General features: G+C 69.4%; 20 protein-coding genes. 6 read left to right on the forward strand and 14 right to left on the reverse strand.

Annotation, left to right across the window (positions count from 1 at the left end):
• Positions 1 to 29: 29 nt before the first annotated feature.
• The 3 genes from bioD to E1P53_RS05945 are packed head-to-tail and all read right to left on the reverse strand — an operon-like array spanning position 30 to position 3,315.
• A complete protein-coding gene (gene bioD, locus E1P53_RS05935) occupies positions 30 to 806 on the reverse strand; it encodes a dethiobiotin synthase (protein WP_131733702.1) in 777 nt (258 codons plus the stop codon).
• Positions 803 to 2,002 carry an 8-amino-7-oxononanoate synthase gene (locus E1P53_RS05940; protein WP_131733703.1) on the reverse strand — a complete coding sequence of 400 codons (1,200 nt, stop codon included), beginning with the start codon at positions 2,000 to 2,002 and terminating at the stop codon, positions 803 to 805. The genes bioD and E1P53_RS05940 overlap by 4 nt, the downstream gene beginning before the upstream one ends.
• Positions 1,999 to 3,315: an adenosylmethionine--8-amino-7-oxononanoate transaminase gene (locus E1P53_RS05945; RefSeq protein ID WP_131733841.1), complete on the reverse strand. Its 1,317-nt coding sequence runs from the start codon at positions 3,313 to 3,315 to the stop codon at positions 1,999 to 2,001. Before E1P53_RS05945 ends, E1P53_RS05940 begins: the two co-directional genes overlap by 4 nt.
• Before the next feature lie 186 nt (positions 3,316 to 3,501).
• Between E1P53_RS05945 and E1P53_RS05950 the strand changes: the two genes are divergently transcribed.
• From E1P53_RS05950 to treY, 4 genes are all read left to right on the forward strand, one after another.
• Positions 3,502 to 4,059: a TetR/AcrR family transcriptional regulator gene (locus E1P53_RS05950; RefSeq protein ID WP_040526138.1), complete on the forward strand. Its 558-nt coding sequence runs from the start codon at positions 3,502 to 3,504 to the stop codon at positions 4,057 to 4,059.
• Positions 4,060 to 4,201: 142 nt separating this feature from the next.
• Positions 4,202 to 6,379, forward strand: a complete 2,178-nt coding sequence (locus E1P53_RS05955; RefSeq protein ID WP_131733842.1) for an acyltransferase family protein — start codon at positions 4,202 to 4,204, stop codon at positions 6,377 to 6,379.
• A gap of 129 nt (positions 6,380 to 6,508) precedes the next feature.
• Positions 6,509 to 9,031: a glycogen debranching protein GlgX gene (gene glgX, locus E1P53_RS05960; protein WP_131733704.1), complete on the forward strand. Its 2,523-nt coding sequence runs from the start codon at positions 6,509 to 6,511 to the stop codon at positions 9,029 to 9,031.
• A gap of 4 nt (positions 9,032 to 9,035) precedes the next feature.
• Complete coding sequence (gene treY, locus E1P53_RS05965) at positions 9,036 to 11,348, forward strand: malto-oligosyltrehalose synthase (protein WP_131733705.1); 2,313 nt, start codon at positions 9,036 to 9,038, stop codon at positions 11,346 to 11,348.
• 93 nt (positions 11,349 to 11,441) lie between these two features.
• Here the strand turns inward: treY and E1P53_RS05970 are convergent, their stop codons facing one another.
• Genes E1P53_RS05970 through E1P53_RS06010 form a run of 9 tightly spaced genes read right to left on the reverse strand, consistent with a single transcriptional unit; the run spans position 11,442 to position 20,877 of the window.
• Complete coding sequence (locus tag E1P53_RS05970; protein WP_131733706.1) at positions 11,442 to 12,332, reverse strand: hypothetical protein; 891 nt, start codon at positions 12,330 to 12,332, stop codon at positions 11,442 to 11,444.
• Between the two features lie 40 nt (positions 12,333 to 12,372).
• The gene (locus E1P53_RS05975; protein WP_131733707.1) at positions 12,373 to 13,545 is read right to left on the reverse strand and encodes an MlaD family protein; all 1,173 of its coding nucleotides are present in this window, start codon (positions 13,543 to 13,545) and stop codon (positions 12,373 to 12,375) included.
• Positions 13,542 to 14,699 carry an MlaD family protein gene (locus tag E1P53_RS05980; RefSeq protein ID WP_131733708.1) on the reverse strand — a complete coding sequence of 386 codons (1,158 nt, stop codon included), beginning with the start codon at positions 14,697 to 14,699 and terminating at the stop codon, positions 13,542 to 13,544. The genes E1P53_RS05975 and E1P53_RS05980 overlap by 4 nt, the downstream gene beginning before the upstream one ends.
• Positions 14,696 to 15,799, reverse strand: coding sequence for an MCE family protein (locus E1P53_RS05985; protein ID WP_131733709.1), 1,104 nt, complete (start codon positions 15,797 to 15,799; stop codon positions 14,696 to 14,698). The genes E1P53_RS05980 and E1P53_RS05985 overlap by 4 nt, the downstream gene beginning before the upstream one ends.
• Complete coding sequence (locus tag E1P53_RS05990; protein ID WP_131733710.1) at positions 15,793 to 16,782, reverse strand: MCE family protein; 990 nt, start codon at positions 16,780 to 16,782, stop codon at positions 15,793 to 15,795. The genes E1P53_RS05985 and E1P53_RS05990 overlap by 7 nt, the downstream gene beginning before the upstream one ends.
• Positions 16,779 to 17,819 (reverse strand): MCE family protein, encoded by a 1,041-nt coding sequence (locus E1P53_RS05995; RefSeq protein WP_006898408.1) that lies wholly within the window; start codon positions 17,817 to 17,819, stop codon positions 16,779 to 16,781. Before E1P53_RS05995 ends, E1P53_RS05990 begins: the two co-directional genes overlap by 4 nt.
• Positions 17,816 to 19,138, reverse strand: a complete 1,323-nt coding sequence (locus tag E1P53_RS06000; RefSeq protein ID WP_131733711.1) for an MlaD family protein — start codon at positions 19,136 to 19,138, stop codon at positions 17,816 to 17,818. Before E1P53_RS06000 ends, E1P53_RS05995 begins: the two co-directional genes overlap by 4 nt.
• Before the next feature lie 10 nt (positions 19,139 to 19,148).
• The gene (locus E1P53_RS06005; RefSeq protein ID WP_131733712.1) at positions 19,149 to 20,018 is read right to left on the reverse strand and encodes an ABC transporter permease; all 870 of its coding nucleotides are present in this window, start codon (positions 20,016 to 20,018) and stop codon (positions 19,149 to 19,151) included.
• Position 20,019: 1 nt separating this feature from the next.
• Positions 20,020 to 20,877: an MlaE family ABC transporter permease gene (locus tag E1P53_RS06010; protein ID WP_131733713.1), complete on the reverse strand. Its 858-nt coding sequence runs from the start codon at positions 20,875 to 20,877 to the stop codon at positions 20,020 to 20,022.
• Positions 20,878 to 21,101: 224 nt separating this feature from the next.
• On the opposite strand from E1P53_RS06010, the gene treZ reads away from it, so the two are divergent.
• The gene (treZ, locus tag E1P53_RS06015) at positions 21,102 to 22,976 is read left to right on the forward strand and encodes a malto-oligosyltrehalose trehalohydrolase (RefSeq protein WP_280526263.1); all 1,875 of its coding nucleotides are present in this window, start codon (positions 21,102 to 21,104) and stop codon (positions 22,974 to 22,976) included.
• Between the two features lie 55 nt (positions 22,977 to 23,031).
• Here treZ and ilvA read toward each other — a convergent pair whose 3' ends face one another.
• Entirely contained in the window at positions 23,032 to 24,411 is a 1,380-nt protein-coding gene (gene ilvA, locus E1P53_RS06020) for a threonine ammonia-lyase IlvA (RefSeq protein ID WP_131733714.1), read from the reverse strand.
• Positions 24,412 to 24,617: 206 nt separating this feature from the next.
• Here ilvA and E1P53_RS06025 point away from each other — a divergent pair, with 206 nt between their 5' ends.
• A complete protein-coding gene (locus tag E1P53_RS06025; protein ID WP_109237667.1) occupies positions 24,618 to 25,583 on the forward strand; it encodes an SMP-30/gluconolactonase/LRE family protein in 966 nt (321 codons plus the stop codon).
• Here the strand turns inward: E1P53_RS06025 and E1P53_RS06030 are convergent.
• Positions 25,526 to 25,795 carry a hypothetical protein gene (locus E1P53_RS06030; RefSeq protein ID WP_040526130.1) on the reverse strand — a complete coding sequence of 90 codons (270 nt, stop codon included), beginning with the start codon at positions 25,793 to 25,795 and terminating at the stop codon, positions 25,526 to 25,528. The genes E1P53_RS06025 and E1P53_RS06030 overlap by 58 nt on opposite strands.
• Between the last annotated feature and the right edge of the window lie 32 nt (positions 25,796 to 25,827).

A 25,827-nucleotide genomic window follows, 5' to 3' on the forward strand; every position in this document is an offset into this window, starting at 1 on the left:
CGGCGAAAGTGCCGGTGCGGTAGAGATTTTCAGGTCCGGATGAGCTGTTCCGGCAGGTCTGCGGGGGCGGCGGGTTCGGGGCGGACGGCCACCGTGCGGAGACCGTCGAGCCACTCTGGGTCGAACCAGGTCGGTGCGAGACGGCCGAACCCCGCGGGGTCGAGCTCGCCGGCACCGGCGGGCAGCACCCCGACCACCGGCACGCCGGTCACCCGCGGCAGGTCGTCGCGGTTGCACCGCATGGCGAGATCGGGCTCCTCCGGCCACCACCCGATCACCAGGCCCGCCGGGCGCAGGCCACGGGCGCGGATGGCGTCGACGGTCAGCTCGGCATGGTTGAGCGCACCGAGGCCGGGGTTCACGACGACGAGCACGCCGTCGGCCGTTTCCGGGGCCAGGACCGGGCCCGCGACGTCGAGCAGGGTCGCGGTCTCCCCCAGCCGGACCATGACCCCGCCCGCACCCTCGACCAGGGTCAGCTCGTAAGTGCTTGCGAGGCGGTCGATCTCGCCGGCGATCACGGCGGGATCGCCGAACGGCAGCCCCGCTCGGCGTGCCGCGGTGTCGGGCGCGAGGGCCTCCGGATAGCGATAGCACTCGACGGTCGTGACCGGGCCGGCGAGACGGGCGACCTCGGCGAGGTCACCGGGTTCGCCCGGGGCGACCCCGGTCTGGACGGGCTTGCACACGGCCACCGTGGTCGGCGTACCCGCCCGCGCGGCGGCCGCCAGTGCCGCGGTCGCCACGGTCTTGCCGACGTCGGTCGAGGTGCCGGTGATCGCGAGGACGCGTCCGCGCGCGGTCATCGCACCCCCACCTGTCGCAGCGCTTCGTCGACGACCCCGGCGACGTGGTCGAGGGTCGCGGTGTCGAGGTCGGCGCGCACCGTGATGCGCAACCGCGAGGTTCCCGGCGGCACCGACGGCGGACGGAAGCATCCGACGAGCACGCCGCGGTCGCGACATGCGGCCGCCGCGGCCACGGCGCGTTGCGGGTCGCCGACGATGATCGAGATGACCGCGGCCTGCGGTTCCTCCGCCCCACAGGCCCTGGCCAGGTGACGGGCGTTGGCGCGCAGCCGGTCCGGCAGATCCGGGTTCGCCCGCAATACGCCGAGCGCGGCGCGCGCGGCGCCCACGGCCGCCGGGTTGAGCCCGGTGTCGAAGATGAACGTGCGCGCGCAGTCGACGAGGTGCGACCGCAGCAGACCTGTGCCGAGCACCACCCCGCCCTGCGACCCCAGCGACTTGGACAGCACCGAGGTGACCACCAGGTCGGGCGCGCCGGAGAGTCCGTGCTCGGCGACGATGCCCCGACCACCGGGCCCGCGCACGCCGACCGCGTGCGCCTCGTCGACGAGAAGCACCGCGCCGTGGGCGCGTGCGGCGGCGTAGAGGTCGGCGATCGGGGCGGGGTCGCCGTCGATGCTGTAGACGGAGTCGGTGACGACGAGAGCACGCTGTTCGGTCCGATCGGCGAGAGCGGCGCGCACCGCCTCGTGATCGCCGCGGTCGACGACGACCACCCGCGCGCGGGAGAGCCGGCACCCGTCGATCAACGACGCGTGGCTGCCGGTGTCGCTGACGATCAGGTCGCCGCGCCCCGCGAGTGCGGTGACGGCGCCGATGTTGGCCAGGAAACCGGACGAGAAGACCAGCGCCGCCTCGAACCCGAGGAAGTCGGCCAGCTCGTTCTCGAGGTCGACGTGGGCCTGCGTCGTGCCGACCACCAGTCGCGACGCGGTCGAACCGCCACCCCACCGCCGGGCGGCCTCCCGCGCCCCGGCGATGACGTCCGGGTGGGCCGAGAGGCCGAGGTAGTCGTTCGAGCCGAGGTTGATCTCCGCGGCGCCGTCCCGCCGGACATGGGGGTCGCGATGGAGACCGGCCGCCGCGCGGTCGCGGGCCGCCCCGGCGAGCCAGGCGAGGCCGACCTCGCCCGTGGCATCCGGTCCCGTGCCGGGGCCGCCCGGGGCGAACGGCCGATCCGATGCGAGCGTCATGACCGCGCTCCCACGAGTTCGACCGTGGCACAGGAGGTCTCGACGAGCGTGGCGTGCACCGCGGCATGGATTCCGGCGACGATGAGATCGACGTCGTCGGGTGCGCAGACGAACGGCGGCATCGTGTAGACGAGGTTGCGGAACGGCCTGAGCCAGGCCCCGGCGTCGACGGCGGCCTCGGTGGCGGCCGACATGTCCACCGGGCGGTCGAGTTCGACCACACCGATCGCGCCCTTCACCCGCACGTCGACGACGCCGTCCACCTCGCGAAGGGGCGCGAGTCCGCCGGCGAGTCGCGCCTCGATCTCGGCGACCCGCGAGGTCCAGGGCGTCTCCAGCAGCAGTTCGATGGCGGCGACGGCCACCGCGCACGCCAGCGGATTGGCCATGAAGGTCGGTCCGTGGGCGAGGCCGCCGGCCTCCCCGGCGCTGATGACCTCGGCGACGCGCGTCGTGCACAGCGTCGCGGCGAGCGTCAGGTATCCGCCGGTGAGGGCCTTGCCGACGCACATGACGTCGGGTGCGACCCGTGCCGAGTCGGCGGCGAAAAGCGTTCCGGTGCGGCCGAATCCGGTGGCGATCTCGTCGAAGATCAGCAGCACGTCGTGACGGTCGCAGATGTCGCGGAGCGCAGACAGGTATGCGGGGTCGTGGAAGCGCATGCCCCCGGCGCCCTGGACCACCGGCTCGACGATGACCGCGGCGAGTTCGTCACGGTGCTCGGCGACCGCAGCGTCGAGCATCGCCACGTACCCGGCGTCGAAGTCGGCGGGCGGGGCGTCGACGAAGACCTGCTCGGCGAGGACCTTCGTCCACATCGAGTGCATGCCGCCCTCGGGGTCGCAGACGCTCATCGGGGTGAACGTGTCGCCGTGGTAGCCGCCGCGCCAGGTCAGCAACCGGGTGCGCCGCGACTGCCCGCGGCTGCGCCAGTACTGCAGCGCCATCTTGACCGCGACCTCCACCGAGACCGAGCCGGAGTCGCAGAAGAAGACCTTCTGCAGGGGTTCCGGGGTGAGCTCGACGAGCAGTCGGGCGAGCCGGGCGGCCGGTTCGTGGGTCAGGCCGCCGAACATCACGTGCGACATCCGGCCGAGCTGGACGGCGGCCGCGGCGTCGAGACGCGGGTGCCGGTAGCCGTGGATCGCCGCCCACCACGAGCTCATGCCGTCGACCACCGTCCGGCCGTCGGCGAGTTCGAGGCGAACCCCCGACGCGGAGGTCACGACGAGCGGGCGGGTCGCGGCGGGCAGTGCGCCATACGGGTGCCAGATGTGGTCGGCGTCGACACGGCTGATCTCCGCGTGGTCCACGACGAACGTCTCCTCACTCTCCCCTGCGCGTGTGGACGGCATCACCTGTACACCGTCCAGGTGTCCTGGACACCGTACAGGCAACTCCTGGACGGTGTACAGGCGACACGGGCGGGCACCGACCGAGACCTGGCAGAGGGGACGCGGCCGCCGGCCGCGCGAGCGGCGGTCATTACGCTGACCTCGATGAGCAACAGCCGCACCGACGTCCTCCGCGCAGCCCGCGACATCCTCCGCGAGCACAGCCTGGCCGACCTGTCGATGCGCCGCCTGGCCGCCGAGCTCGGGGTCAGCCCCAACGCCCTGTACTGGCACTTCCCCAACAAGCAGACGCTGCTCGCCGCGCTCGCCGACGACATCCTCGGCGCGGTGGCGATCCCGCCCGCCGACCTGCCCTGGGACGAACGACTGAACCTGCTGGCCACCGGTATGCGCGCGGCGCTGCTCGACGTGCCCGACAGCGCCGAGGTCGTCTCGTCGAGCTGGGCCAGCGGGCTGTCCACGAAGGCCATCGCCGCCGACATCGCCGCCGCCGCGCACACCGGCGGGCTGTCCCTCCGCGACGCCGAGGCGGTGAGCACCGCGATCTGCCAGCTCGTCATCGGCCTGACCATCGAAGAGCAGACCCGGGCCCAGATGGAGCGACTCGGGGTGATCGGGCCGTCCGGGCGCGACTTCGGCGGCGAGTTCGCCGACGGGCTCGAGATCATCCTCGACGGCGCGCGCACCCGCCGCCGCTCGTAGGAACCTGACCGGCGGTGACCCATCCCACCCGGGTGTCGGGACCGGCGGAGTCGGGTTTTCACAGATTCGGCGGGTACATTGCTACCCGGCCGAAACCGTTCCCGACCCGAAAGAGTCCCGCGTGGCATCGACGACCCGAGTAGTGGCGCCGGAGTCGGCCCCCTCGACGCCGACGACGCCTGCCTACCGCACCGACCTCGACGGTCTGCGCGGCATCGCCATCACCCTCGTGGCCTGCTTCCACGTGTGGTTCGGCAAGGTCTCCGGCGGCGTGGACGTCTTCCTCACCCTGTCGGGCTACTTCTTCATCGGGTCACTCCTGCGGCACGCGATCTACGCCCAGAAGCCGCACGTCACCTTCCGCGACACCCTCAACCCGTGGCCGCGGCTCAAGCGACTGCTCCGACGCCTCCTGCCGGCGCTGATCACCGTGCTGCTCGCCGTGACGGTGCTGACGGTGCTGATCCTGCCCGACACGCGCTGGGCCAACATCGGCCACGAAATCGTGGCCAGCGCGCTGTACTACCAGAACTGGTACCTCGCCGAGAACTCCCAGGACTACCTGGCCGCGAGCTCGGCGAACAGCCCGCTGCAGCACATCTGGTCGATGTCCATGCAGGGGCAGTTCTTCGTCCTGACGCTGGTCGTCGCGCTGCTCTTCGCGGGTCTTCTGAAGCTGCTCGCGAAGGCCGTCCGCCCGTTCGCCGATCCGCGCGTGATCAAGGTCCTGGTCTTCGCGGCGGTCCTCGTCGTCGTCCTCGGGTCGTTCTGGTGGGCGCACCGCGGCATGGCGATCAACCAGCCGTACAACTACTACTCGACGATCTCGCGACTGTGGGAGCCGCTCGTCGGCGGTCTGCTCGCGATCTGGCTGCCGTCCCTCAGGGTCCCCAACTGGGTGCGCAACCTCGCCACGGTCGGGGCCCTCGGGCTGATCATCAGCTGCGGCTGGTGGATCGACGGCGTCAACGAGTACCCGGGCCCGATGGCGCTGTTCCCGGTAGGCGCGACGCTGGTGATCATCTGGGCGGGCGCGACCGCGCTGCAGCGGCCCGCCCACGGCGCACACGCCGCGCCCGACGTCATGCCGGTCGCCAACCGCGCGCTGGCCTCCACCTGGCCGGTGTGGCTGGGCACGATCGCCTACTCGCTGTACCTGTGGCACTGGCCGCTGCTCATCTTCTACCTGACCTGGCGCGACAAGAACCACGCGAACTTCATCGAGGGCGTCGGCATCCTCGCGGTGTCCATCGGGCTGGCGTGGCTCACCAAGCGCTACATCGAGGACCCGTTGCGTGAGGGCGACCGCTCGGCGCTGGCGCACGGAGACCGGCAGGGCCGTTCGCGGTGGTTGTCCTACACCTCGGTGGTGACCGCGATCCTCGTCGCGGGAACGGTCGTCGCGGGTGTCGGGATCAAGCTGTGGGAGCGGCACGTCGACAACATCGTCGTCGACACCAAGAATCTCGACCCGCGCCTCTACCCCGGCGCCCGGGCCCTCCTCGAGGGGTGGCCCGTGCCGGCCGTGGACCCGCAGCCGTCGGCGCTCGAGGTGATCCAGGACTTCCCTGAGACGTCCACCGACGGCTTCATGAGCGACTTCACCGACAACGAGATCCACGTCGGCGTCTACGGCGATCCCAACGCGACGCGCACGATCGCCCTCGCCGGCGGCTCACACGCCGAGATGTGGATCTCGGCGCTCGACACCCTCGGCAAGCGCAACGGCTTCAAGGTCAAGACGTACCTGAAGATGGGCTGCCCGTTGTCGACGAACAAGGTCCCCAAGCAGCGCGGGGTGCCCTACCCCGAGTGCTACGACTGGGGTCAGCGCGTCATCGAGGAGATCATCGCCGACAAGCCCGACGCGGTCTTCACCAACTCGACGCGCCCGCGCGACTACAAGCCGGGTGACTGGGTTCCGCCGGACTACGTCCCGATCTTCGACCGGTTCCTCGACGCCGGGATCCCGGTGTTCGGCATGCGGGACACCCCGTGGCCGAAGAACGCCAAGGGGACGATCGACACGCCCATCTGCCTCGCCGACGGCGGCGACGCGGAGAGCTGCGGCTCCCGGCGCGCGGCCGTCCTGGCACCCGAGGACCCCGCTCTCGAACTGGCCGCGACCCGACCGGACTTCCACCCGCTGGACATGTCCGAGGGCATCTGCACCGACGATTTCTGTCCGGCCATCGTCGGCAACATCACCGTCTACAAGGACCCGCACCACCTGAGCGCGACCTTCGTCCGCAGCCTCATCGACGAGCTGGGGCGCCAGATGGCGCTCGCCATCCCGTGGGCCGGCCCCGACGTACCCTGACCTGCCCATTCACCACCGCACACAATCCTTGCGGTCGTAACGCGGACTGCCGCGGGGCAAATCTCTCCGAGATGACCGCCCGGCCCGACCCGACTAGGGTCGGTACATGACGTCGTCAGGAAGCCGGGCATGACCGTATCGCCGACCCCGGAGCAGCAGGCGCCGGACTCCGATGATCCCGGCGCGGGCGCCCCGTCACCAGGAGACTCCTCATCCGGTGACACCGTGGCGCCCGCGGTGCCGATGCCGGACGACCCGATCCAGGCCGACGCGCTGGTCGAACCCGAGCCGGCGCCGATACCGGTCTGGCCGGGCACGCCGTATCCGCTCGGCGCCACCTACGACGGCGCCGGCACCAACTTCTCGCTGTTCTCCGAGGTCGCCGAGGCTGTCGAGCTCTGCTTGATCGACCGGGACGGCAAGGAACGCCGCATCCGCCTCGACGAGGTCGACGGCTACTGCTGGCACTGCTACCTGCCCAACATCGGGCCCGGACAGTTCTACGGGTACCGCGTGTACGGCCCCTACGATCCCTCGCGCGGACTGCGATGCGATCCGAGCAAGCTGCTCCTCGACCCGTACGGCAAGGCCTTCTACGGCGACTTCGACGGCGACGCCTCGCTGTTCTCCTATCGCCTGCCGGATGCCGGGGCAGACGAGGTCACGAGCGACGGGTCCCCCGATTCCGGGGACGCCGCCGAGGCGTCGGCCGCGCCGGATCAGGCCGAGGGCTCCTCGCCGGAGTCCACCGGCGTGGACGGGTCCCCTGACGCGACCGCGGATGCCGAGGGAGCAGAGAGCGCAGACGAGCCCGAGGACTCCGGGGAACCCGCGGCCGGGCCGGAGCCGGACCAGGCACCCCACGACTCCCCGCCGGTCGCCGGATCGTCGGACGACCTGCCGGGCCTCGACTCGCTCGGGCACACCATGGTGTCGGTGGTCATCAACCCCTACTTCGACTGGCAGAACGACCGCTCCCCGAACCGCCCGTACCACAAGACGGTCATCTACGAGGCCCACGTCAAGGGCATGACCATGACGCATCCCGGTGTGCCCGAGCACCTCCGGGGCACCTACGCCGGGCTTTGCCACCCGGTGATCATCGACCACCTGAAGTCGCTGGGCGTCACCGCCATCGAGCTGATGCCGGTCCACCAGTTCATGCAGGACTTTGTGCTCCGCGACCAGGGCCTGCGAAACTACTGGGGCTACAACACCTTCGGGTTCTTCGCGCCGCACATCGAGTACTCGTCGAACCCCGACCAACCGGCCAGCGCGGTGACCGAGTTCAAGGCCATGGTGCGCGAGTTCCACAACGCCGGCATCGAGGTGATCCTCGACGTGGTCTACAACCACACCGCCGAGGGCAATCACCTCGGTCCGACCGTGTGCTTCCGGGGCATCGACAACGCCGCGTACTACCGCCTCGTCGACGACGATCCCGCCATGTACATGGACTACACCGGCACCGGCAACAGCCTCAACGGCCGGCATCCGCACACCCTGCAGCTGATCATGGACTCGCTGCGGTACTGGATTCTCGAGATGCACGTCGACGGCTTCCGCTTCGACCTCGCCTCCACCCTGGCCCGCGAGTTGCACGACGTGGACCGCCTCTCGGCGTTCTTCGATCTTGTGCAACAGGACCCGGTGGTCAGCCAGGTCAAGCTCATCGCCGAACCGTGGGACATCGGCGAGGGCGGCTACCAGGTCGGCAACTTCCCTCCCCTCTGGACCGAGTGGAACGGCAAGTACCGCGACACCGTCCGCGACTACTGGCGCGGCGAGCCGGCGACGCTGGGCGAGTTCGCCTCCCGCCTCACCGGGTCGTCGGATCTCTACGAGGCGACCGGGCGCCGGCCGCTGGCCAGCATCAACTTCGTCACCGCCCACGACGGGTTCACGCTGCGCGACCTGGTGTCCTACAACGAGAAGCACAACGAGGCCAACGGCGAGGACAACCGGGACGGCGAGAGCCACAACCGATCCTGGAACTGCGGGGTCGAGGGCCCCACCGACGATCCCGAGATCAACGAGCTGCGCGCCCGCCAACAACGCAACATCCTGGCCACGCTGTTCCTGTCGCAGGGCACCCCGATGCTGGCGCACGGCGACGAGATCGGCCGGACCCAGCACGGCAACAACAACGTCTACTGCCAGGACAACGAACTGTCCTGGATGGACTGGTCCCTCGCCGAGGAGAACGCCGACCTGCTCGAGTTCACCCGCACGGCGATCGCGTTGCGCACCGCGCACCCGGTGTTCCGGCGGCGTCGCTTCTTCGCGGGCAAGCCCATTCGCTGGGGCACCCAGGCCCTCGACATCGCCTGGCTCACCCCCGCCGGGGTCGAGATGACCACGGCGGACTGGGACAGCGGATTCGGCAAGAGCCTGGCCGTGTTCCTCAACGGCCACGGTCTCGAGGAGAAGGACGAGCGGGGCGAACGGGTGGTCGACGACTCGTTCTTCATCTGCTTCAACGCCCACTATGAGCCGATCGACTTCACCCTCCCGCCCGATTCCTACGGCCTGGAATGGGTCGGCGAACTCGACACCACGTGTCCCACGGGCGATTCGGAGCTGACCGCGTCCGCGGGCGACACCGTGACGGTCGGCGGCCGGGCCGTCCTCGTCCTGCGGAAGACCGCGTAGGCCCATGGGCACCCGACCGGGGCGGCCGGAACCGCGCGCGACCTACCGCTTCCAGGTGAACGCCGACTTTACCTTCGCCGACGTCGTCTCCACCCTGGACCATCTCGTCGACCTCGGGGTCAGTCACGTGTACCTGTCCCCCATCGGCACCGCCGCCACCGGCTCCACGCACGGCTACGACTGGCTGCCACCGCCGACGGTCTCCGACATCCTCGGCGGGCTCGACGGCCTGCGCGAATTGCGTAGGGCCGCAACCGAACGCGGGCTCGGACTCATCATCGACATCGTGCCCAACCACACCGGCGTCGCCGACGCGCTCGCCAACCCGTGGTTCGCCGACCTGCTGCGCCACGGACCGCATTCGCAGTACGCGTCGTTCTTCGACGTGGACTTCTCCGCGGACAACGGCGCCGGCGGCAAGATCGCCCTGCCCGTCGTCGCGGCCGACGGCGACCTGGGTCCGCTCACGATCGACCGGCACGGCAACCTGCGCTACTACGACCACTCCTTCCCCGTCGCCCCGGGCACCGGGGACGGCACCCCCGCGGAAATCCATGCGCGCCAGCACTACAAGCTCGTGCCCTGGAACAGCGGCCTGATCGGGTACCGCCGCTTCTTCACCGTCAACGAACTCGCCGCACTCCGCCAGGAGGACCCAGTCGTCTACGACGCCACGCACCAGTGGCTGCGGGATCTGGCCGCCGAGGACCTGATCGACGGTGTTCGCGTCGATCATCCGGACGGCCTGTGGGACCCGCAGCACTATCTGCAGCGGCTGCGCTCCGACATGGGTGACGACCGATTGATCTACATCGAGAAGATCCTCGCGCCCGACGAACCGCTCGAACCGAGCCTGCCGGTCGAGGGCACCACCGGGTACGACCAGATGCGCGTCATCGACGGCCTCTTCGTCGCCCCCTCGGGGGTCGTCCAGCTGACCGAGCTGCACGAGCACCTCACCGGCGAGACCGGCGACGGGCGCTGGATCGAGGCGATGGAGCACCGGCAGAAGCTGACCACGCTGCGCGAGTCCTTCCCCACCGAGCTCCGGCGACTCGTCCGCACCATCACCCACGCCGATCCCGCCGCCGACTCCGAGGCGATCGCCGAGGCGTGTGGGGAGCTCATCGCCGCACTCGGGGTCTACCGCGCCGACTATCCGTCGCTGCGGTCACGGTTGGAGACGGCCGCGGTGAAGATCGCCGCGGAGCGGCCGGAGCTGACGCGGGCGCTCGGCGCCGTCGTCCGAGCGACGCGCAGTCCGGGCGCCGCGAGTTCGCGACTCGCGCAGACCTGCGGCGCCGTCACCGCGAAAAGCGTCGAGGACAGCCTCTTCTACCGCACCGCGCGCCTGGTGTCCGCTCAGGAGGTGGGCGGCGACCCGGCGAATCCCGCGTTGTCGGTGGCCGACTTCCACGAGCACAACGAGGCGCGAGCCCGCCTGTGGCCGCTGGCGATGACCGCCACCTCCACACACGACACCAAACGCGGCGAGGACGTCCGCGCCCGGATCGCCCTGCTCTCGCAGGTCCCCGAGCGGTGGTCGCTGCTCATCGAGAAGGTGTGGCTGAACACCGAGATCCCCGACGGCCTGACCGCGTACTTCCTGCTGCAGAACATCTTCGGGGTCTGGCCGACGGACGGGATCGTCACCGAGGAGCTGCGCACCCGCCTGGTCGAATACGCGCGCAAGGCGTGCCGCGAGGCCGGGCTGCACACCTCCTGGACCGAGATCGACGAGGAGTTCGAGGTCTCGGTCGAACGCTGGATCGACGAAGTCACCACCACCCCGGTCGCGGCCGCCGTCACCGAGCTGGTCCGCCGCGTCACCCCCGCGTGGGAACAAGAAGCCCTGGCGCGCAAGGCGATCGCCATCCTCGGACCAGGTGTCCCCGACATCTACCAGGGCACCGAGTGGTGGGAGGACTCCCTCGTCGATCCCGACAACCGGCGGCCGGTCGACTTCAGCCGCCCGCCGGACCACCCGAAGACCGCGATGGTCCGGAACGCCCTGCGTGTGCGGGCCGAGCATCCCGAGGCCTTCGGCCCGTCCGGCACCTACACCGGCCTACCCGTCGACGGCGCCGCACACGACCACGGCGTCGCCTTCGCCCGCGGCACCGGCGAGTGCGCGTCGGTCGTGGTCATCACCGCGCGCTTCACCCACAGCCTGGACCCGGTCTCCGCGGCGGCGACGACGATCGAGCTGCCGGCCGGCCGGTGGCGCGACGTGCGCGGCGGGGCCATCCACGAGGGAACCGTCGATCTGCACACCGCGCGCGCCGGACATCCGGTGGCGATCCTGGTGCGGGACTGAACGGTCCGCCGACAGCTCGACGGACACAAGAAATCCGGCTGCGTTTGTCCCGGGATTCGGGGCCGGCGCAACCGGATCTCTTCGCGCCTGGTCCTAGCCTCCCGGCTGCGGCGCTGGGGCCGGCTGGTTCTGCTGCGGCGCACCACCGCCGGGGAGCGACTGCGACGGGTCGATCTGGCCGCTCGGGGCGCCGGGCGGGCCGTCGACCTTGGACACCAGCCACTTGCCGTCTTCCTTGGCCAGGTCGAGTCGGAACACCATGAGACTGGTCCCGCCGGTCGGCAGTTTCACGCTGCGGCCGGTGACCTCGGCCATCACCACCGTCTTGGCGGTGTCGGTGCTGACCGTCTCCACCGCGACGACGTTGATCTTCGAGGTCACCTCGATCTTGAGCGCCTCGACGTTCTGCTCGGTGTCGTCGCGCTCCTGCTCCAGCCGCTTGCGCAGCTCGCCGGTCGAGAGTGGTCCGAGCAGCTCCTTGGAGTTTCCGGCGTTCTCGGCGTTGAGCGTCGTCACCAGCTTGCCGACGAAGTCGGCGGACGCGGTCTTCGCGTCGGCGAACGCGTCGGCCTCGCGCTGCAGTGTGAAGGTCCGCCAGCCGAGGAACCCGACGGCGGCGATCAGCGCGATCACCAGCAGCGCCCCGACGGCGCGCCGGATGCCGCGTGCGGTGATGGTGACCGCGAACTCCTTGTCGCCGGAGGCGGTGTCGTCGGAACCGCGTGACTCCACGGTTCTCGTCGACGACGCCGTGGTCTTCTCGGCGGCGGTCTTCTCGGCGGCGCTCTGCTTCGGCCCCGATGCGGACCGGCGGGCGGTCTTGCCGCGCGGCGCCGCGGGCTTGTCGAGGCTCACCTTCGCGTCGGAGGCATCCGAGCCGTCCGTGGCCGGAGTCTCCGCGCCGGCCTCGTCGACGCCGCTGTCCGCGGTCACCTCCGGGGTCTCGAGATCGGCGTTCTCTCGGTCGTTTTCATGGTCTGTCATCTACAGGTCACGCAACTTGTCTTCGTCGGGTGTCGAGTCGTCATTTGTCGAGCGGCACCGTGCGCGCGTTCGGGTCGTAGCCCGGCGGCGGTCCGGCGGTGTCGTCGCCCGGCGGTCGTGGTGCGTTGGCCGAGCCGCGGATCTGCTGGTTGGGATCCTCGGTCACACAGTACAGATTGACCGGGACCGCCAATTCGAGGATCTGGGTCGGCCGGCGCGGCGTGACCGGGTAGTTGCAGGCCGGACGCGGGTACACCGAACCGAAGGCCCACCACGCGCCGTCGTGGAACATGGCGAGGCTCTTGATGCTGGCGTCGCGGATCGACGGCATCAGCACCGCCAACGCCGGAGCGCGCAGTGCGCCCTGCTCGGCGATGTCGAGGAACTGCTTCATCACGTTGGTCACCGGATCGGTGAGTTGGTTGATCGATCCGGCGAGGCTCGTCATCTGCGACGGTCCGCGGTCGAGGAGCGTGCGCAGTTCCTTGTCCGCGGCGGCCGCGGCGTTGATCAGGTCACTCAGCGACGAGACGGTGTCGCCGAAGTCGGGCTGGATCTGCGAGGTCGTCTCGAAGATCGTGCCGGCGTTCTTGATCAGGCGCGTGGTCTCCGGCAGCGCGGTGTAGAGCTTGGCGAAGATCGTTCCGCCCGAGTCGAACAGGACCTTGAGGTCGTTGTTGCCGTCGTCGGTGTTCAGCGCGATCCGCAGGTTGTCGACGGCCGACCGCAGCTGCTCGGCGTCGATCTCCTGGATCAGTTCCAGCGAGGACTCGAGCAGATCCGGGAACGGCGTGGTGACCTCGGTCTGCGCCGGACCGATGCGATCGCCGTCTTTCAGGTACGGCCCGTCGTTGGTGGTCGGCTGGAAGTCGACGTACTGCTCGCCCGCCGCGGACAACCCCAGTGCCGCGACCTTGGAATTACGGTTGATCTTGTACCGCGAGTCGATGGAGACCTTCACGGTCACCGACTCAGGTTGCACCTGCAGCGACTCGACGTCGCCGATCTTGGCTCCGCGCAACGTGACACCCGAGGTGTCCTGCAGGCCGCCGGAGATCGGGAAGTCGATGGTCACCGAGTACTTGCTCTCCAGCGGCCGCCAGCTCAGCGCCCCCATCGACAGGTAGGCAAGGCCGACGAACATCACCACGACGAGCGCGATGTTGCCGAACAGCACCGAGTGCTTGCGCAGGAAACCGACCACGCCGCTCATCCGCAGCACCCCCTGGTTCCGGTCAGCCGGGCGAGCAACCGGGCGACGGTCTGTTGGAGCGCCTCCGAACCGCGGTCGATGTCGGACGCCTCGGGAAGCCTGCTCGCCGAGTCGAATCCGACGCCCGGGTTCAGCCAGTAGACCTTCGCCGACAGGGCCGCCGCGCTACCCGGCGTGGACTTGGCCCACTTGGGCACCAGCACGTGCAGGTTGTCGGCGAGCGAGCCCAACGGGCCCGCCGCCTGCCGCAGCCCGGCGAGCACCGTGTTCAGGTGCTCGAGCATCTCGACCAGATCGTCCTGGTCGGTGTCGAGGAAATCGTTGGTCGCCGCGGTGACCGTCTGGGTCTTGTCCAGCGTCGTGAGGATCGACCCGATCTGCGAGTTCAACGACTCCAGGGCGGGACCGAGCTTGTTGATCGACGCCATGATCTGGGCGCGTCCGGCCGCGAGCTCGCCGGTGAGGACCCGGGTGGTCTCCAGCGAGCGGTCCACGCGGCCGGCGTTCTGGTTGAGCTTGCGGATACCGGTCGTCAGTCCGTTGATGGCTCCGCTCAGGTCCGACGGATTCGTCGCGACGGCCTTGCTCAGCTCCGTCAGGACGATGGTCAGCGAGTTGAGCGAACCGCTGTCGACGACACCGGACATGCTGATGAGCAGATCCTCGACGGTGGCCGCCGCAGAGGTGGGACCGGTCAGGGTGTCCCCGTTGCCCATGTAGCCATCGGGGGCATCGGGCGGCGGCAGCAGCGCGACGAACACGTCGCCGAGCGGGGTCGCCTGGCGCAGTTCGGCGCCGGTGCCGACCGGCAGGCGCGCGTCCTTGCTGACGTCCATCGTCACCACGGCCTTGTAGTCCTTGGCGCTGATGGTGTCGACCTGCCCGACGTCCATGCCGTTGAGCTTCACCTTCGCCCGGCTCGGCAGGTTGAGGGCGTTGTCGAAGTTCGCGGTGATCCGGATGGATTCCCCAATGCCGCCCGGCGCGGGCAGCGGGATCTGCTCGACGGTGAGCCCGGGCAGCATGCCGCAGCCGGTGAGGCCCATGAGCGCGGCCGTCAGCAGCGCGAGGACGCTCCCCCGGCGCACCCGGGTCCGCCGGGGCGTGGTCTCACGGCGCCCGATGTGCAGGGAATGCCTTGTCGCCGCCCTCATTTGACCAGCTCCCACATGGCCGAGTAGATGCCCAGGTCGGGACCGAAATCCTTCAGCTTGCCCGTGCGGCAGCCGTCCTTCTGCAGGTTGATCGCCTCACAGAACTTGGCGAGCAGCTCGTTGTCCACCAGCGACTTGTCGAGCAGCACCTGGGCTCGCCACGCGCCCTGCTCGGCGGAGATCGAGTTGCTCAGGTTCTGGAACAGCAGCGGCGCCACGTCGATCGTCTCGACCACCTGACGCGAGTAGTCGCTCAGGTTCGCGGTCAACGCCGCGAGGCGGTCGAAGGACACCGAGATCGTGTTGGTGTTGCCGCGCAGGAACTCGGTCGTGTTCTGCAGGGTCTGGTTGAGGTTGCGCAGGGTCGCGACCAGACCGGGCGCCTGCTGCCCCAGCAGTTCCGACACCTCGTTGACCGACTTCGAGAACGCCGTCATCTTCGGGTAGTTCTTCACCAGTGTGGTGGTCAGTCCCTCGATGGTCTCGATGACGTCGACGAGCGCATCGCTGTTGCCGGATACCACCTCCGACGCCTCGCCCAGCTGCTCGAGGGCGGCACGGATTTCCTCGCCGTTGCCGTCGGCGATCCCCGCGGTGACGTCGATCATGTCGGCCAGCGGGGCCGGGCCGCCCTTCGTTCCCTTCAGCGCGACGACGAGCCCGTCGATGGCGTCGAAGAGCTCACCGATCGAGACCGGCGCCTTCGTCTCCTGGATGACGCTGCCGTTCTCGAGCTTCGGCCCCTCCTGGTAGACGGGGCTCAGCTCGACGTGCCGGGTGGTGACGATCGAGGTGTTCACGATCGCGGCGGTCGCGTCGACCGGGACCGGGATGTCGGAGTCGATGGTCATGGTGACCTTGACCCGATCGCCCTGCGGCTCCACGGAGGTCACCTGTCCGACCGGCATGCCCAGCACCGAGACGTCGTTGGTCTCGTACAGGCCGGCGACGTTGTCGAAGTAGGCGGTCACCTCGATCGCCTGACCGAACGCGGCCTTCCAGCTGCCCGGGATCATCGAGCATCCCGAGAGTCCGACGACGGCGAGCAGGGCGATGCCTGCCAGCAGCGTCGAGCGACGCAGCTTCGTCATGCTCAGCATCCGTCCACCACCTTGGCAAGGCAGAGCCAGTTGTCCGGGAAGATGCCCCACGGCAGGTAGCCGTTCGCGTAGGGGCCGTCGCCGATCACGTTGTTGGTCAGGCGCGCGGTCACCGGCAGGATCTCGAGCAGCTTGCGGAGATTGTTGCGGTTCTTCTCCAGGCCCTGGGTGATCGTGTTGAGGTTGGCCATGATCGGGGCGAACTGGTTCGCGTTCTCGCCGGCGACCGCGCTGGCCTGTTCGGTCAGCTCGGCGATGCCGTCGAGCAGTCGGGTCACCAGTTGTTCGCGCGCCACGATCTTCTGGGTCAGCTCACGGCCCTGACCGACGATCACGGCGAGCTGTGCCTGGTTGTCGTTGACGATGTTCGTGATCGTCTTGGTGTCCTCGATCAGCTGGTTGAGCTGGTCCTTGCGCTGGGTGATGACCTCCGACATCTGGGTCAGCGCCTCGAAGGTCGGCTTGGTGATCGCCGGGACACCCGACAACTGCGAGTTGAGCTCGTCGATGCTCTCCGCGAGCGTCTTGTCGTCGATGCCGGTGAGGATCGGCGCACCCTCCTCGATCGTCTGGTTCAGGTCGTAGGGCACCGCGGTGTTCTCGATGTGCCCGTCCTTGATGCCCTCGTCCGATCGGCCCAGCGACACATCGACATAGCGCTGACCGAGCAGCGTCGACATCTTGATCTCCGCCGATCCGTCGGACTTGACGTGGACGTCGTCGTCGACCTTCATCGTGACCGCCACGTGGTCGCCGGCGAGCTTGGTCTCGGTGACCTCGCCGACGTCGACGCCGGCGACGCGGACCTTGTCGCCGGGGCGGATGCCACCGGCCTGGGCGAAATCGGCGGTGAGGGTCTGCTTGCCGAGATGCGCCTCGGCGAGCGCGGTCACGCCGAGCAGCAGCGCGACGATGACGACCGCGCCGATGACGCCGGTCCAGACCCGGGAGTTGCTGCGGAAGCTCTTGCGGAACCAGCTCATCGGCACACCACCGAGTGGTTGGTGCCGCCGATCTTGTTGAAGATCCCCGGCGGCAGCAGCACGTCGCCGATCGCGACGTCGAGGTCGCAGGCGTAGATGTTCAGGTAGGCGCCCTCGCCGAGCACCAGCGGGAAGTGCCCGAGGAAGACCGGTGCGTCGACGGCCATCCGGTCGAGCTTCGCGCCGTTGGCGATGAGCGTGTTGGTGGCGATCCGCCCGTTGGTGGCGGCGGCGGCCAGACTGTCCCGGCTGCGGCTCAGGACGTCGGCGAATCCGCTTGCGGTCCGGCCGATGTCGGTGACGGCGCTGCCGAAGGCCGCCGAGTTCGCGTTGAGGTTCTCGATGAGGTTGCCCATCGATTCGATCACCGTGCCGAACTGGTCGCCCTGACGGGACAGGTCGCGCATCACGGTGCTCAGGTTGTCGATGATCGCGCCGATCACCACGTCGCGGTTGGCGGTGTCCTCGGCGAGCCGGCCGACCTCGGCGACGGTCCTGGTCAGCGCCACCGTGTTGTCGGGGTCGTTGAAGACCTCGATCAGGCCCTGCGACAACGCGTTCACCTGGTCGGCGTCGAGGGTCTCGAACACCGGCTGGAAACCGCCGAGCAACTTGGTGACGTCGTAGGAGTCCTCCGACGGCATCTCCAGCGTCGAGCCCGGCTTCAGCGGCTCGCTCGGCTTGCCGTCGACGAGGGTCAGGTTGAGGTACCGCTGGCCGATCAGGTTCTGGTAGCGGATCGCCGCCCGGGTGTTGGTGTAGACCTGCTGATCGGTCTGCACCTCGAATTCCACCCGGGCACGGTCGCCGTCGAGGTCGATCTTGTCGACGCGGCCGACGCGGACGCCGGCCATGCGGACGTCGTCACCCGTGGCTAGGCCCGAGGCATCGTCGAAGAAAGCGGTGTAGTTGTTCGTCGACCCCGACACCGACCGTTCCAGGGTCGAGAAGATCACATAGGTCACGAGCAACGCGAGAACAGCGAAGATCGAGAAGCCGATCAGCGGTTTGCGGATCGAACCCGAGGCCGAGCTCATCGTCCCCCTCCCTGCCCGGGCGCAGCGGCGTCACTTGCTTCGATGGACTGGACCAGCGGCCCCAGCATGATCGTGTCGGCCGCCGACGGCGTGCGGCGCAGGACCGCGCCGAGAGTCTTGTTGTCCGATTCGGTGGTCACCATGCCGACCGGCCGGTTCCGGCGCATCCCGTCGGACGGGTAGATCTGCAACGGACCCGACATCGTCGGTCCGGTGCCGGTACCGGGCCCCACACATCCCGGTCCGCGCAGCTGCCCGTACGGCCCGCCGTCATAGACCGGGCAGTTCTGCCGCTTGTACTGCACGAACGCGCCGAAACTGACGCCGATGTTCAGCTGCACGTGGCCGTTGGTGCCGGTGAAGACCGTCAGCACGCGCGCGGCGAGCTTGTTCAGCGCGACGATCGCCTCCGGCAGCGAGTTCGGTTCCAGCACCGTGGCGCCCAGCATGCGGTTGAGGTCGGAGATCAGGCGCTGGCCGCCGTTGCCGTTGCGCGCGAACATCAGCTGTGTCTGGTCGAGCAGACCCTGGGTGCCCGACAGCAGTGCGGCGAGGTCTCGCTGCTTCTCGGCGAGCGTCACCGCCGGGATCACGCTGCGCCCCAGGGCGTCGAGCAGTTCCGGCGCCGACTGGGCGAGGCCGCTCAGCGAGCGGTCGAAGTTGTCGAAGCCCGGCGGGGCGCCGGCCGGGAACTGCGCGTTGATCGAGTCGAAGTAGTTGCGGAGGATGCCCACGAACGAGCCGAACACCGAGCCGCCGCCCTTGAGCGCACCGGCGATGGTCCCGAGCACCTCGGCGAGATCCTCCGGCGGCACCGCGTCGAGCAGGCGGTTCAGCTCGTTCTGCGCGTCCTGCAGCTTGATGGTCTCCAGCGACGTGTCGGCCGGGATGACGGCGCCGTTCGACAGGCGGTCGGTGCCGGGGTCGGCGGGACGCACCAGCTCGACGGAGTTGACGCCGAACAGGTTCGACGGCACGGTCCGCGCCGTCACCGACGCCGGGATGCCCTCGGCCTGCTTCGGCGTGATGTCGATCTTGACCTGCTTGACGACCTTCGCGGCGTCCTCCCGGCTGTCCTCGTCGACCGAGATCGACTCGACCGACCCGACGATCAGGCCGTTGTAGCGGACGTCGGCGCCGGGGGTCAGGCCGTCGCCGACGTCGACGAGGTCGGCGGTCACGGCAACGGTCTTGGTGAAGTCGCCCTGGTAGCGCATGAACAGCAGGACGAAGACCACGAGCAGGACGAGCACGAAGGCGATGCCCCGCAGCACGTACTGCGTCATCGAGGGATTGCGTCCGTCGGTTGCGATGTTCACCGGATCCCCCTCATCCCGAGATCTGGATTCCGGGCGAGGTGCCCCAGAAGGCGAGCGTCATGATCAGGTTCGCGAACACGATGACGATGATCGCGAGTCGGATTGCGTGTCCGGCGGCAACTCCCACACCTTCGGGCCCCCCAGCGGCGAAGTATCCGTAGTAGCACTGGATGAACGTCGTCAGCAATACGAAGACGATCACCTTGATGAACGAGAACACCATGTCCCACGACAGGATGAACGAATGGAAGTAGTACAGGTAGGTGCCCGCGCCCTGCCCGCTCTGGAGCATGAACATGACCTCGCACGCGAGGTAGTTCGCGGCGAGTGACACCGAATAGAGCGGGATGATCGCGAGCACCGCGGCGCACATGCGCGTGGTCACCAGGTACGGCAGCGGCCGGATCGCGATGGCCTCGAGCGCGTCGATCTCCTCGGCGATGCGCATCGAACCCAGCTGGGCGGTGAACCGGCACCCGGACTGCGCGGTGAATGCGGTCGCGGCGAGCAGCGGCGCGATCTCGCGGGTCGTCGCGAACGCCGACAGGCCGCCGGTCACCGGCGACATGCCGAGCAGGTTGAGTGCCGTGTACCCCTCTATGCCGACGGTCGCCCCGCCCATCACGCCGAGGATCACCATGACGCCGACGGTTCCGCCGCCGACGACGATCGCGCCGTTGCCCCAGGCGACGTCCGACAACAGACGCCACACCTCCGAGCTGTACTGGCGGAAGGCCAGCGGGACGGCGCCGATCGACCTGACCAGGAACGTGATCAGGTGGCCCATCGCCGCGAGGCCGTTGCGCGGCGCGTGATAGACGACCTTGGCGGCCGCCTCGACCGGCTTCAGGACCGGTGGCACATACCGTGACGCGGTCATCTCACACCACCTTCGCCGGGAAGAGGATCGCGAACAGCTGCGTCAGGATGACGTTCACGGTGAACAGCAACAGCACCGAGTTCACCACCGCCGCGTTCACCGAGTTGGCCACGCCGGCCGGACCGCCCTTCGTCGACAGGCCGCGATCGCAGGCGACGATCGCCACGATCGCGCCGAATATGACGGCCTTGGCCAGCGCGAACATCAGGTCGGACGTCGTCGCGAAGGACGCAAAGGTGCCGGTATAGCTACCCGGGGTGCCGCCCTGGAAGTAGACGTTGAAGACGTAGCCGGTGATGAAGCCGACGAAGCAGACGAAGCCGCAGAGCAGGAAGCTGACCACCATCGTGGCGAGCAGGCGCGACGAGATGAGACGTTCGATGGGGTTGACGCCCATCACCTTCATCGCGTCGATCTCGTCGCGGATCGTGCGAGAGCCGAGATCGGCCGCGATGGCCGAGCCGACCGCGCCGGCGAGCAACAGCGAGGTGACCAGGGGCGCGCCCTGACGGATGACGCCGAGGCCGGTGGCCGCGCCCGAGAACGAGGTCGCGCCGACCTGACCGGCGATGTTCGACACCTGGATCGAGACGATGACGCCGATCGGGATGGCGACCAGCAGCGTCGGGAAGACCGAGGTCGAGGCCATGAACGCGCACTGGCGGACGAACTCGCCGAAGGGGAAGCGCCGCTTGGCGATGTCGGCGAAGAGCGTGCGGAACACCTCGACGAACATGCCCAGCTGTCGTCCGAAGGTGTCGAACGAGGCCACGACGTGCTTGTCGAACCACGCGCGAAGCGCATTCGGCCTCTTCCGGCCGACCCCCTCCTGCTCAGAGGTCACAGCGTCTGTGCTCAATCCCTACCCTTGCGTCTCGGCTTACCCCGTTCACCGGCCGTGTCAGGCCATGATGTCCGCGAGGACCACTTCGTCCTCGCGCACACCGTCCGGCGTATCTGCTCGACGTGCCCCCGACGGGCATGAGCGTCGCCGTAATATACCCCGCTCTCGCGTCTCATTTGTGTGTGGGGTCACAGTAGCGCCGGTCTGCGCGGGAGTCGGGTTCGACATACCGTGCACGAATGGGCGTAGGCGACCGTGAGTCCCCCGGTGTGGAGAAGACCCTAACCTGGACGATCGACCAGCGGCGGGCGAAACTGCCCCTTCGCTCCGATCTCGAGCCGTTCGTCCCACCTCGGGGCGTCGACGAGGTCCGGGTGTGGGCGCCGGACGCCGCGTCGATGGCACTCGCCGTCGCCACCGGCCCCGACTCCCCGACGTCGTCGTACCCGATGCGCCGGCAGCCCGACGGGTGGTGGCTACCCGACGGCGTCCCCGACGGAATCGGCGCCGTGCCCGTCTCCGAACTCCGGTACGGCTTCTCGATCGACGGCGGCGCGGTCCGGCCCGATCCCCGCTCGGTCCGCCAGCCCGAGGGCGTCCACGGGCTGTCCGCGTTGTTCACCGTCGACGAGACGACGTGGACCGACGACTCGTGGGGCGGCGCCGACGTGCGCGGCGCGATCGTCTACGAACTGCACGTCGGCACCTTCACCCCCGCCGGGACGCTCGACTCGGCGATCGCGCGCCTCGACCACCTCGTCGACCTCGGGGTCGACTTCGTCGAGCTCATGCCGGTCAACGCCTTCAACGGAGCCCACAACTGGGGGTACGACGGGGTCGGTTGGTATGCGGTGCAGGAGGCCTACGGCGGCCCGGCCGCGCTCGCCCGGTTCGTCGACGCCTGCCACGCCCGCGGCCTCGGCGTGGTGCTCGACGTCGTCTACAACCACCTCGGCCCGTCGGGCAATTACCTACCGGAGTTCGGGCCGTACCTGTCCACCGGCACGACGTCGTGGGGCTCGTCGGTCAACCTCGACGGTCCCGACTCCGACGAGGTGCGCGCGTTCATCGCCGGGACCGCGCTGCGGTGGTTCACCGAGTTCCACGTCGACGCGCTGCGGCTCGACGCCGTGCACGCGCTGCACGACGAACGCGCCGTCCACGTCCTCGAGGAACTCGCCGCCGCCACCGATGCGCTGGCGGCCCGGCTCGGGCGGCCGCTGTCGCTGATCGCCGAGAGCGACCTCAACAACCCGCGGCTGGTCATGTCGCGCGCCGACGGCGGATACGGACTCACCGCGCAGTGGGACGACGACATCCACCACGCGATCCACACCTTCGTCTCCGGCGAGCGACAGGGCTATTACGCCGATTTCGGCAGCGCCGAGTGCCTGGCGAAGGTGCTCACCGGAGGGTTCTTTCACGACGGCACGTACTCGTCGTTCCGGCGGCGCAACCACGGCCGGCCGATCCCCACCGACCTGGTGCCGGCCTCGTCGTTGCTCGCCTTCACCTGCAACCACGACCAGATCGGCAACCGCGCGGTCGGCGACCGGCCGTCGGAGTACCTCGACGGAGGGCAGCTGGCGATCAAGGCGGCGCTGGTGCTGCTGTCCCCCTTCACCCCCATGCTGTTCATGGGCGAGGAGTGGGGCGCGCGAACGCCGTTCCAGTACTTCACCTCCCACCCGGAACCGGATCTCGGCCGCGCCACCGCCGAGGGCCGCAAGTCGGAGTTCGCCGAGCACGGGTGGGATCGCGACGACGTCCCCGATCCGCAGGACCCGGAGACCTTCACCCGGTCGAAACTGGACTGGTCGGAACCCGACGGTCCCGAGCACGCCCGTCTCCTCGACTTCTACCGCTCCCTCATCGCGCTGCGGAAGGCCGAACCGGCCCTGCACGATCCGGCATTCGACTCCGTGGCCGCCGAATTCGATTCGGACGCGGGCTGGTTCGCGATGCGTCGCGGCGACTGGTGGGTGTTCGTCGTCCCGGGTGAGGACCCGGTTGCGCTCCCCCGCCGGCTCGACGTCCGGCTCGCCTGGGAACCGCCGGCGCCGGACGGGATCTCGCCGGGACACAACGTGATCGTCGGAGTGGCGGCGGATTGACCGCCCGGGGCCGCGCCCGCCGCGGCTTCGGGTTCACGACATCGCCTGGCAGCGCTCAGGTCAGGTATTCGTAGGCGGGCGACCCGGGTTCGAGACGCTCGCAGTGCAGCCGCGAGTGCGCCATCCGGTCGAGCAGCGCACCGAGGTCCTCCGGCCGGCCGAGCTCGATGCCGACGAGCGCGGCCCCGGTTTCCCGGTTGTTGCGCTTGACGTACTCGAACAGCGTGATGTCGTCGTCGGGTCCGAGGACCTCGTCGAGGAAGCGACGCAGTGCGCCGGGCTCCTGCGGGAAGTCGACGAGGAAGTAGTGCTTGAGCCCGCGGTGGACCAGGGAGCGCTCGATGATCTCGCCGTAGCGGGACACGTCGTTGTTGCCGCCGGAGATCAGGCACACCACGGTGGCGCCGGCGGGCAGGTCGAGCTTGTCGAGCGCGGTGACCGCGAGCGCGCCCGCGGGTTCGGCGATGATGCCCTCGTTCTGGTAGAGCTCGAGCATCGCCGAGCAGATCGCGCCCTCGTCGACGTGCAGGATGTGCGCCGAACCCGGCTTCGGGGAGATCCGCTCGTCGGGAACGATTCGGGTCTGCGGGGCGTCGGTGATCGACGCGAGGATCGGGTGGTCGCTCACCGAGGCGCCGAGGTCGGCCATCACGCGATGCCCGATCGTCCCGATCCGCTTGACCGCCGCGCCGTCGACGAACGGGTCGATCTCGTCGAGCGTGACGGGTCCGCCGTCGACGAGGGCCGCGGTCAGCGACACCGCGCCGGTCGGCTCGACGCCCACGATCGACACCTCCTCGGAGATCCCGCGCAGGTAGGTGGCCATCCCCGCGAGGCAGCCGCCGCCCCCGACCGGAGCCACCACGACGTCGGGCACGCGGCCGAGCTGTTCGACGATCTCGCGCGCGATGGTGCCCTGACCGGCCGCCGTCCGCGGGTCGTCGAAGGCGTGGATCCAGGTGGAACCGGTGCTCATCACATCGGCCTGCGCGGCCGCCGCGGCGGCGTCGTAGGTCTCGCCGATGGCCTTGAGCTCGACGTATTCGCCGCCGTGCCAGAGGATCCGGTCGCGCTTCTGCTTCGGCGTCGTCGTCGGCACGTAGATGCGGCCGTGCACCTTCATCGACTTGCACGCGAAGGCGACGCCCTGGGCGTGGTTGCCGGCGCTGGCGGCCACGACTCCGCGCGCGAGCTCCTCGTCGGTGAGCTGGGCCATGACGTTGTAGGCACCGCGCAGTTTGTACGAACGGACCGCCTGCAGGTCCTCGCGCTTGAGGTAGATCTCCGCGCCCGACGCCGACAGCCGAGGGCACTGGTCGAGCGGGGTCCGGGCCACCGCCGGGGCGATTCGGGTCGACGCCGCCTCGATGCTGTCGACCGACAGCGTCGAACCGTGAGCAGGGGCCTGGGCGTCGTGCGTGTTCACGAAGTCCATGTTCTCACTGCGCTCTCGGCGGATTTCTGACCGGGTGCGCGCAGGACGGAGGTCCACATGTGCTCACGAGGTGTTCCGGGTGCGACGGTTGGGTACCCGGGCGGAGCCACCCCGACCGAGCCCACCCCACCGAGCCCACCCCGACTGAGCCCACCCGCCGCCACGGCGAGGACGGTGCCCACGACCCGCGATCTGTAGGAGCAGCCATGAGAAGCCTGCGCATCCCGTCCCGCACGAAGGTCGTCGCCGCCGCGGCGGCCATGGCGGTCGCCGCCGGACTCGTGAGCGCGATCGGCACCGCGCCCGCAGGCGCCGCCCCCTCGTGCCCCGGCGCAGCGCCCGCACGTCTCGTGGGCTCGATCCCCGGGGCCGCGCTCGAAGGCCTGACGGTCGATGCGTCGGGCCGTCTGTACACCACCGACCTGATCTCCGGGCGGGTGTTCCGGTTGTCCCGGCCGGGTGCGCCGGCGGTCCCGATCGCCCGGGTCCCCGACGGCGGCGCGGGTGCGCTCGCCTGGACCCCGGACGGCACCTTGCTCGTCGGCTACGGCGCCGATCCGCGGGTGATCGCCGGGGACGTGCTCCGGCACGCGTCCATCGGGCGCCTCGACGTCGGCACCCGCGCGTTCCGCCCCTGGGTGAGCGGGCTGTCGGCCGCAAACGGAATGGACGTCTCGGCACGGGGAAATGTCTATGCCACCAACGACTTCGGCAATCTCATCGGTCGGGTCGCCCCGGGCGGCTCGGTGAATGCGGCATGGGGATCGCTGCCGAGCGCGAACGGCGCGGTCCTCGGCCGCGACGACAACTGGTTGTACGTCTCGCGCACCTTCGTGAACCCCGGCGTCAGCCGCATATCGACGACGAACCCGCGCACAGTGCAGAGCCTGCTGAGCGTCGGCGCGGCGTCGACTCCCGACGGCCTGACGCTGGACTCGCGGGACCGCCCGATCGTTCCGTTCAACGCCACCGGCGAGATCGTGCGGATCTCCTCACCGGGACGCCTTTGCGTGCTCGCGAGCGGACTGCCGACGTCGAGCGTGGTCTCCTACGGCCGTGGCACGCAGGGCTTCTCGGCGGGAAGGCTGTTCCGCGCCGGCTTCGACGGCCGGATCTACGAGATCCCGGGCGGATTCGACCGGGGCGCCACGGCCGCGTTTCCCGCCAGGTAGCGTTCGCCCCACCACACGGCGAGCACGACGACCGCCGACACCCAGGCCGAGGCCTGCGGCGAGCCGAAGATCACCAGCGTCGCCAGCGCGGCGACCACGCCCGCCAGAACGGCGTGTGCCTTGTGGGCCGGCCAGCGGACCCCGAACACCTCGACCGTGGCGCGGGCGCGACGGGCCGGTCGGTACGCGTTGGTGCCGATCATCGTGGTCATCAGCGAACACACTCCCCTCGCCGGGCACGTCC

It is taken from the genome of Gordonia paraffinivorans, from assembly GCF_900683595.1.
Taxonomy (GTDB): Bacteria; Actinomycetota; Actinomycetes; order Mycobacteriales; family Mycobacteriaceae; genus Gordonia; species Gordonia paraffinivorans.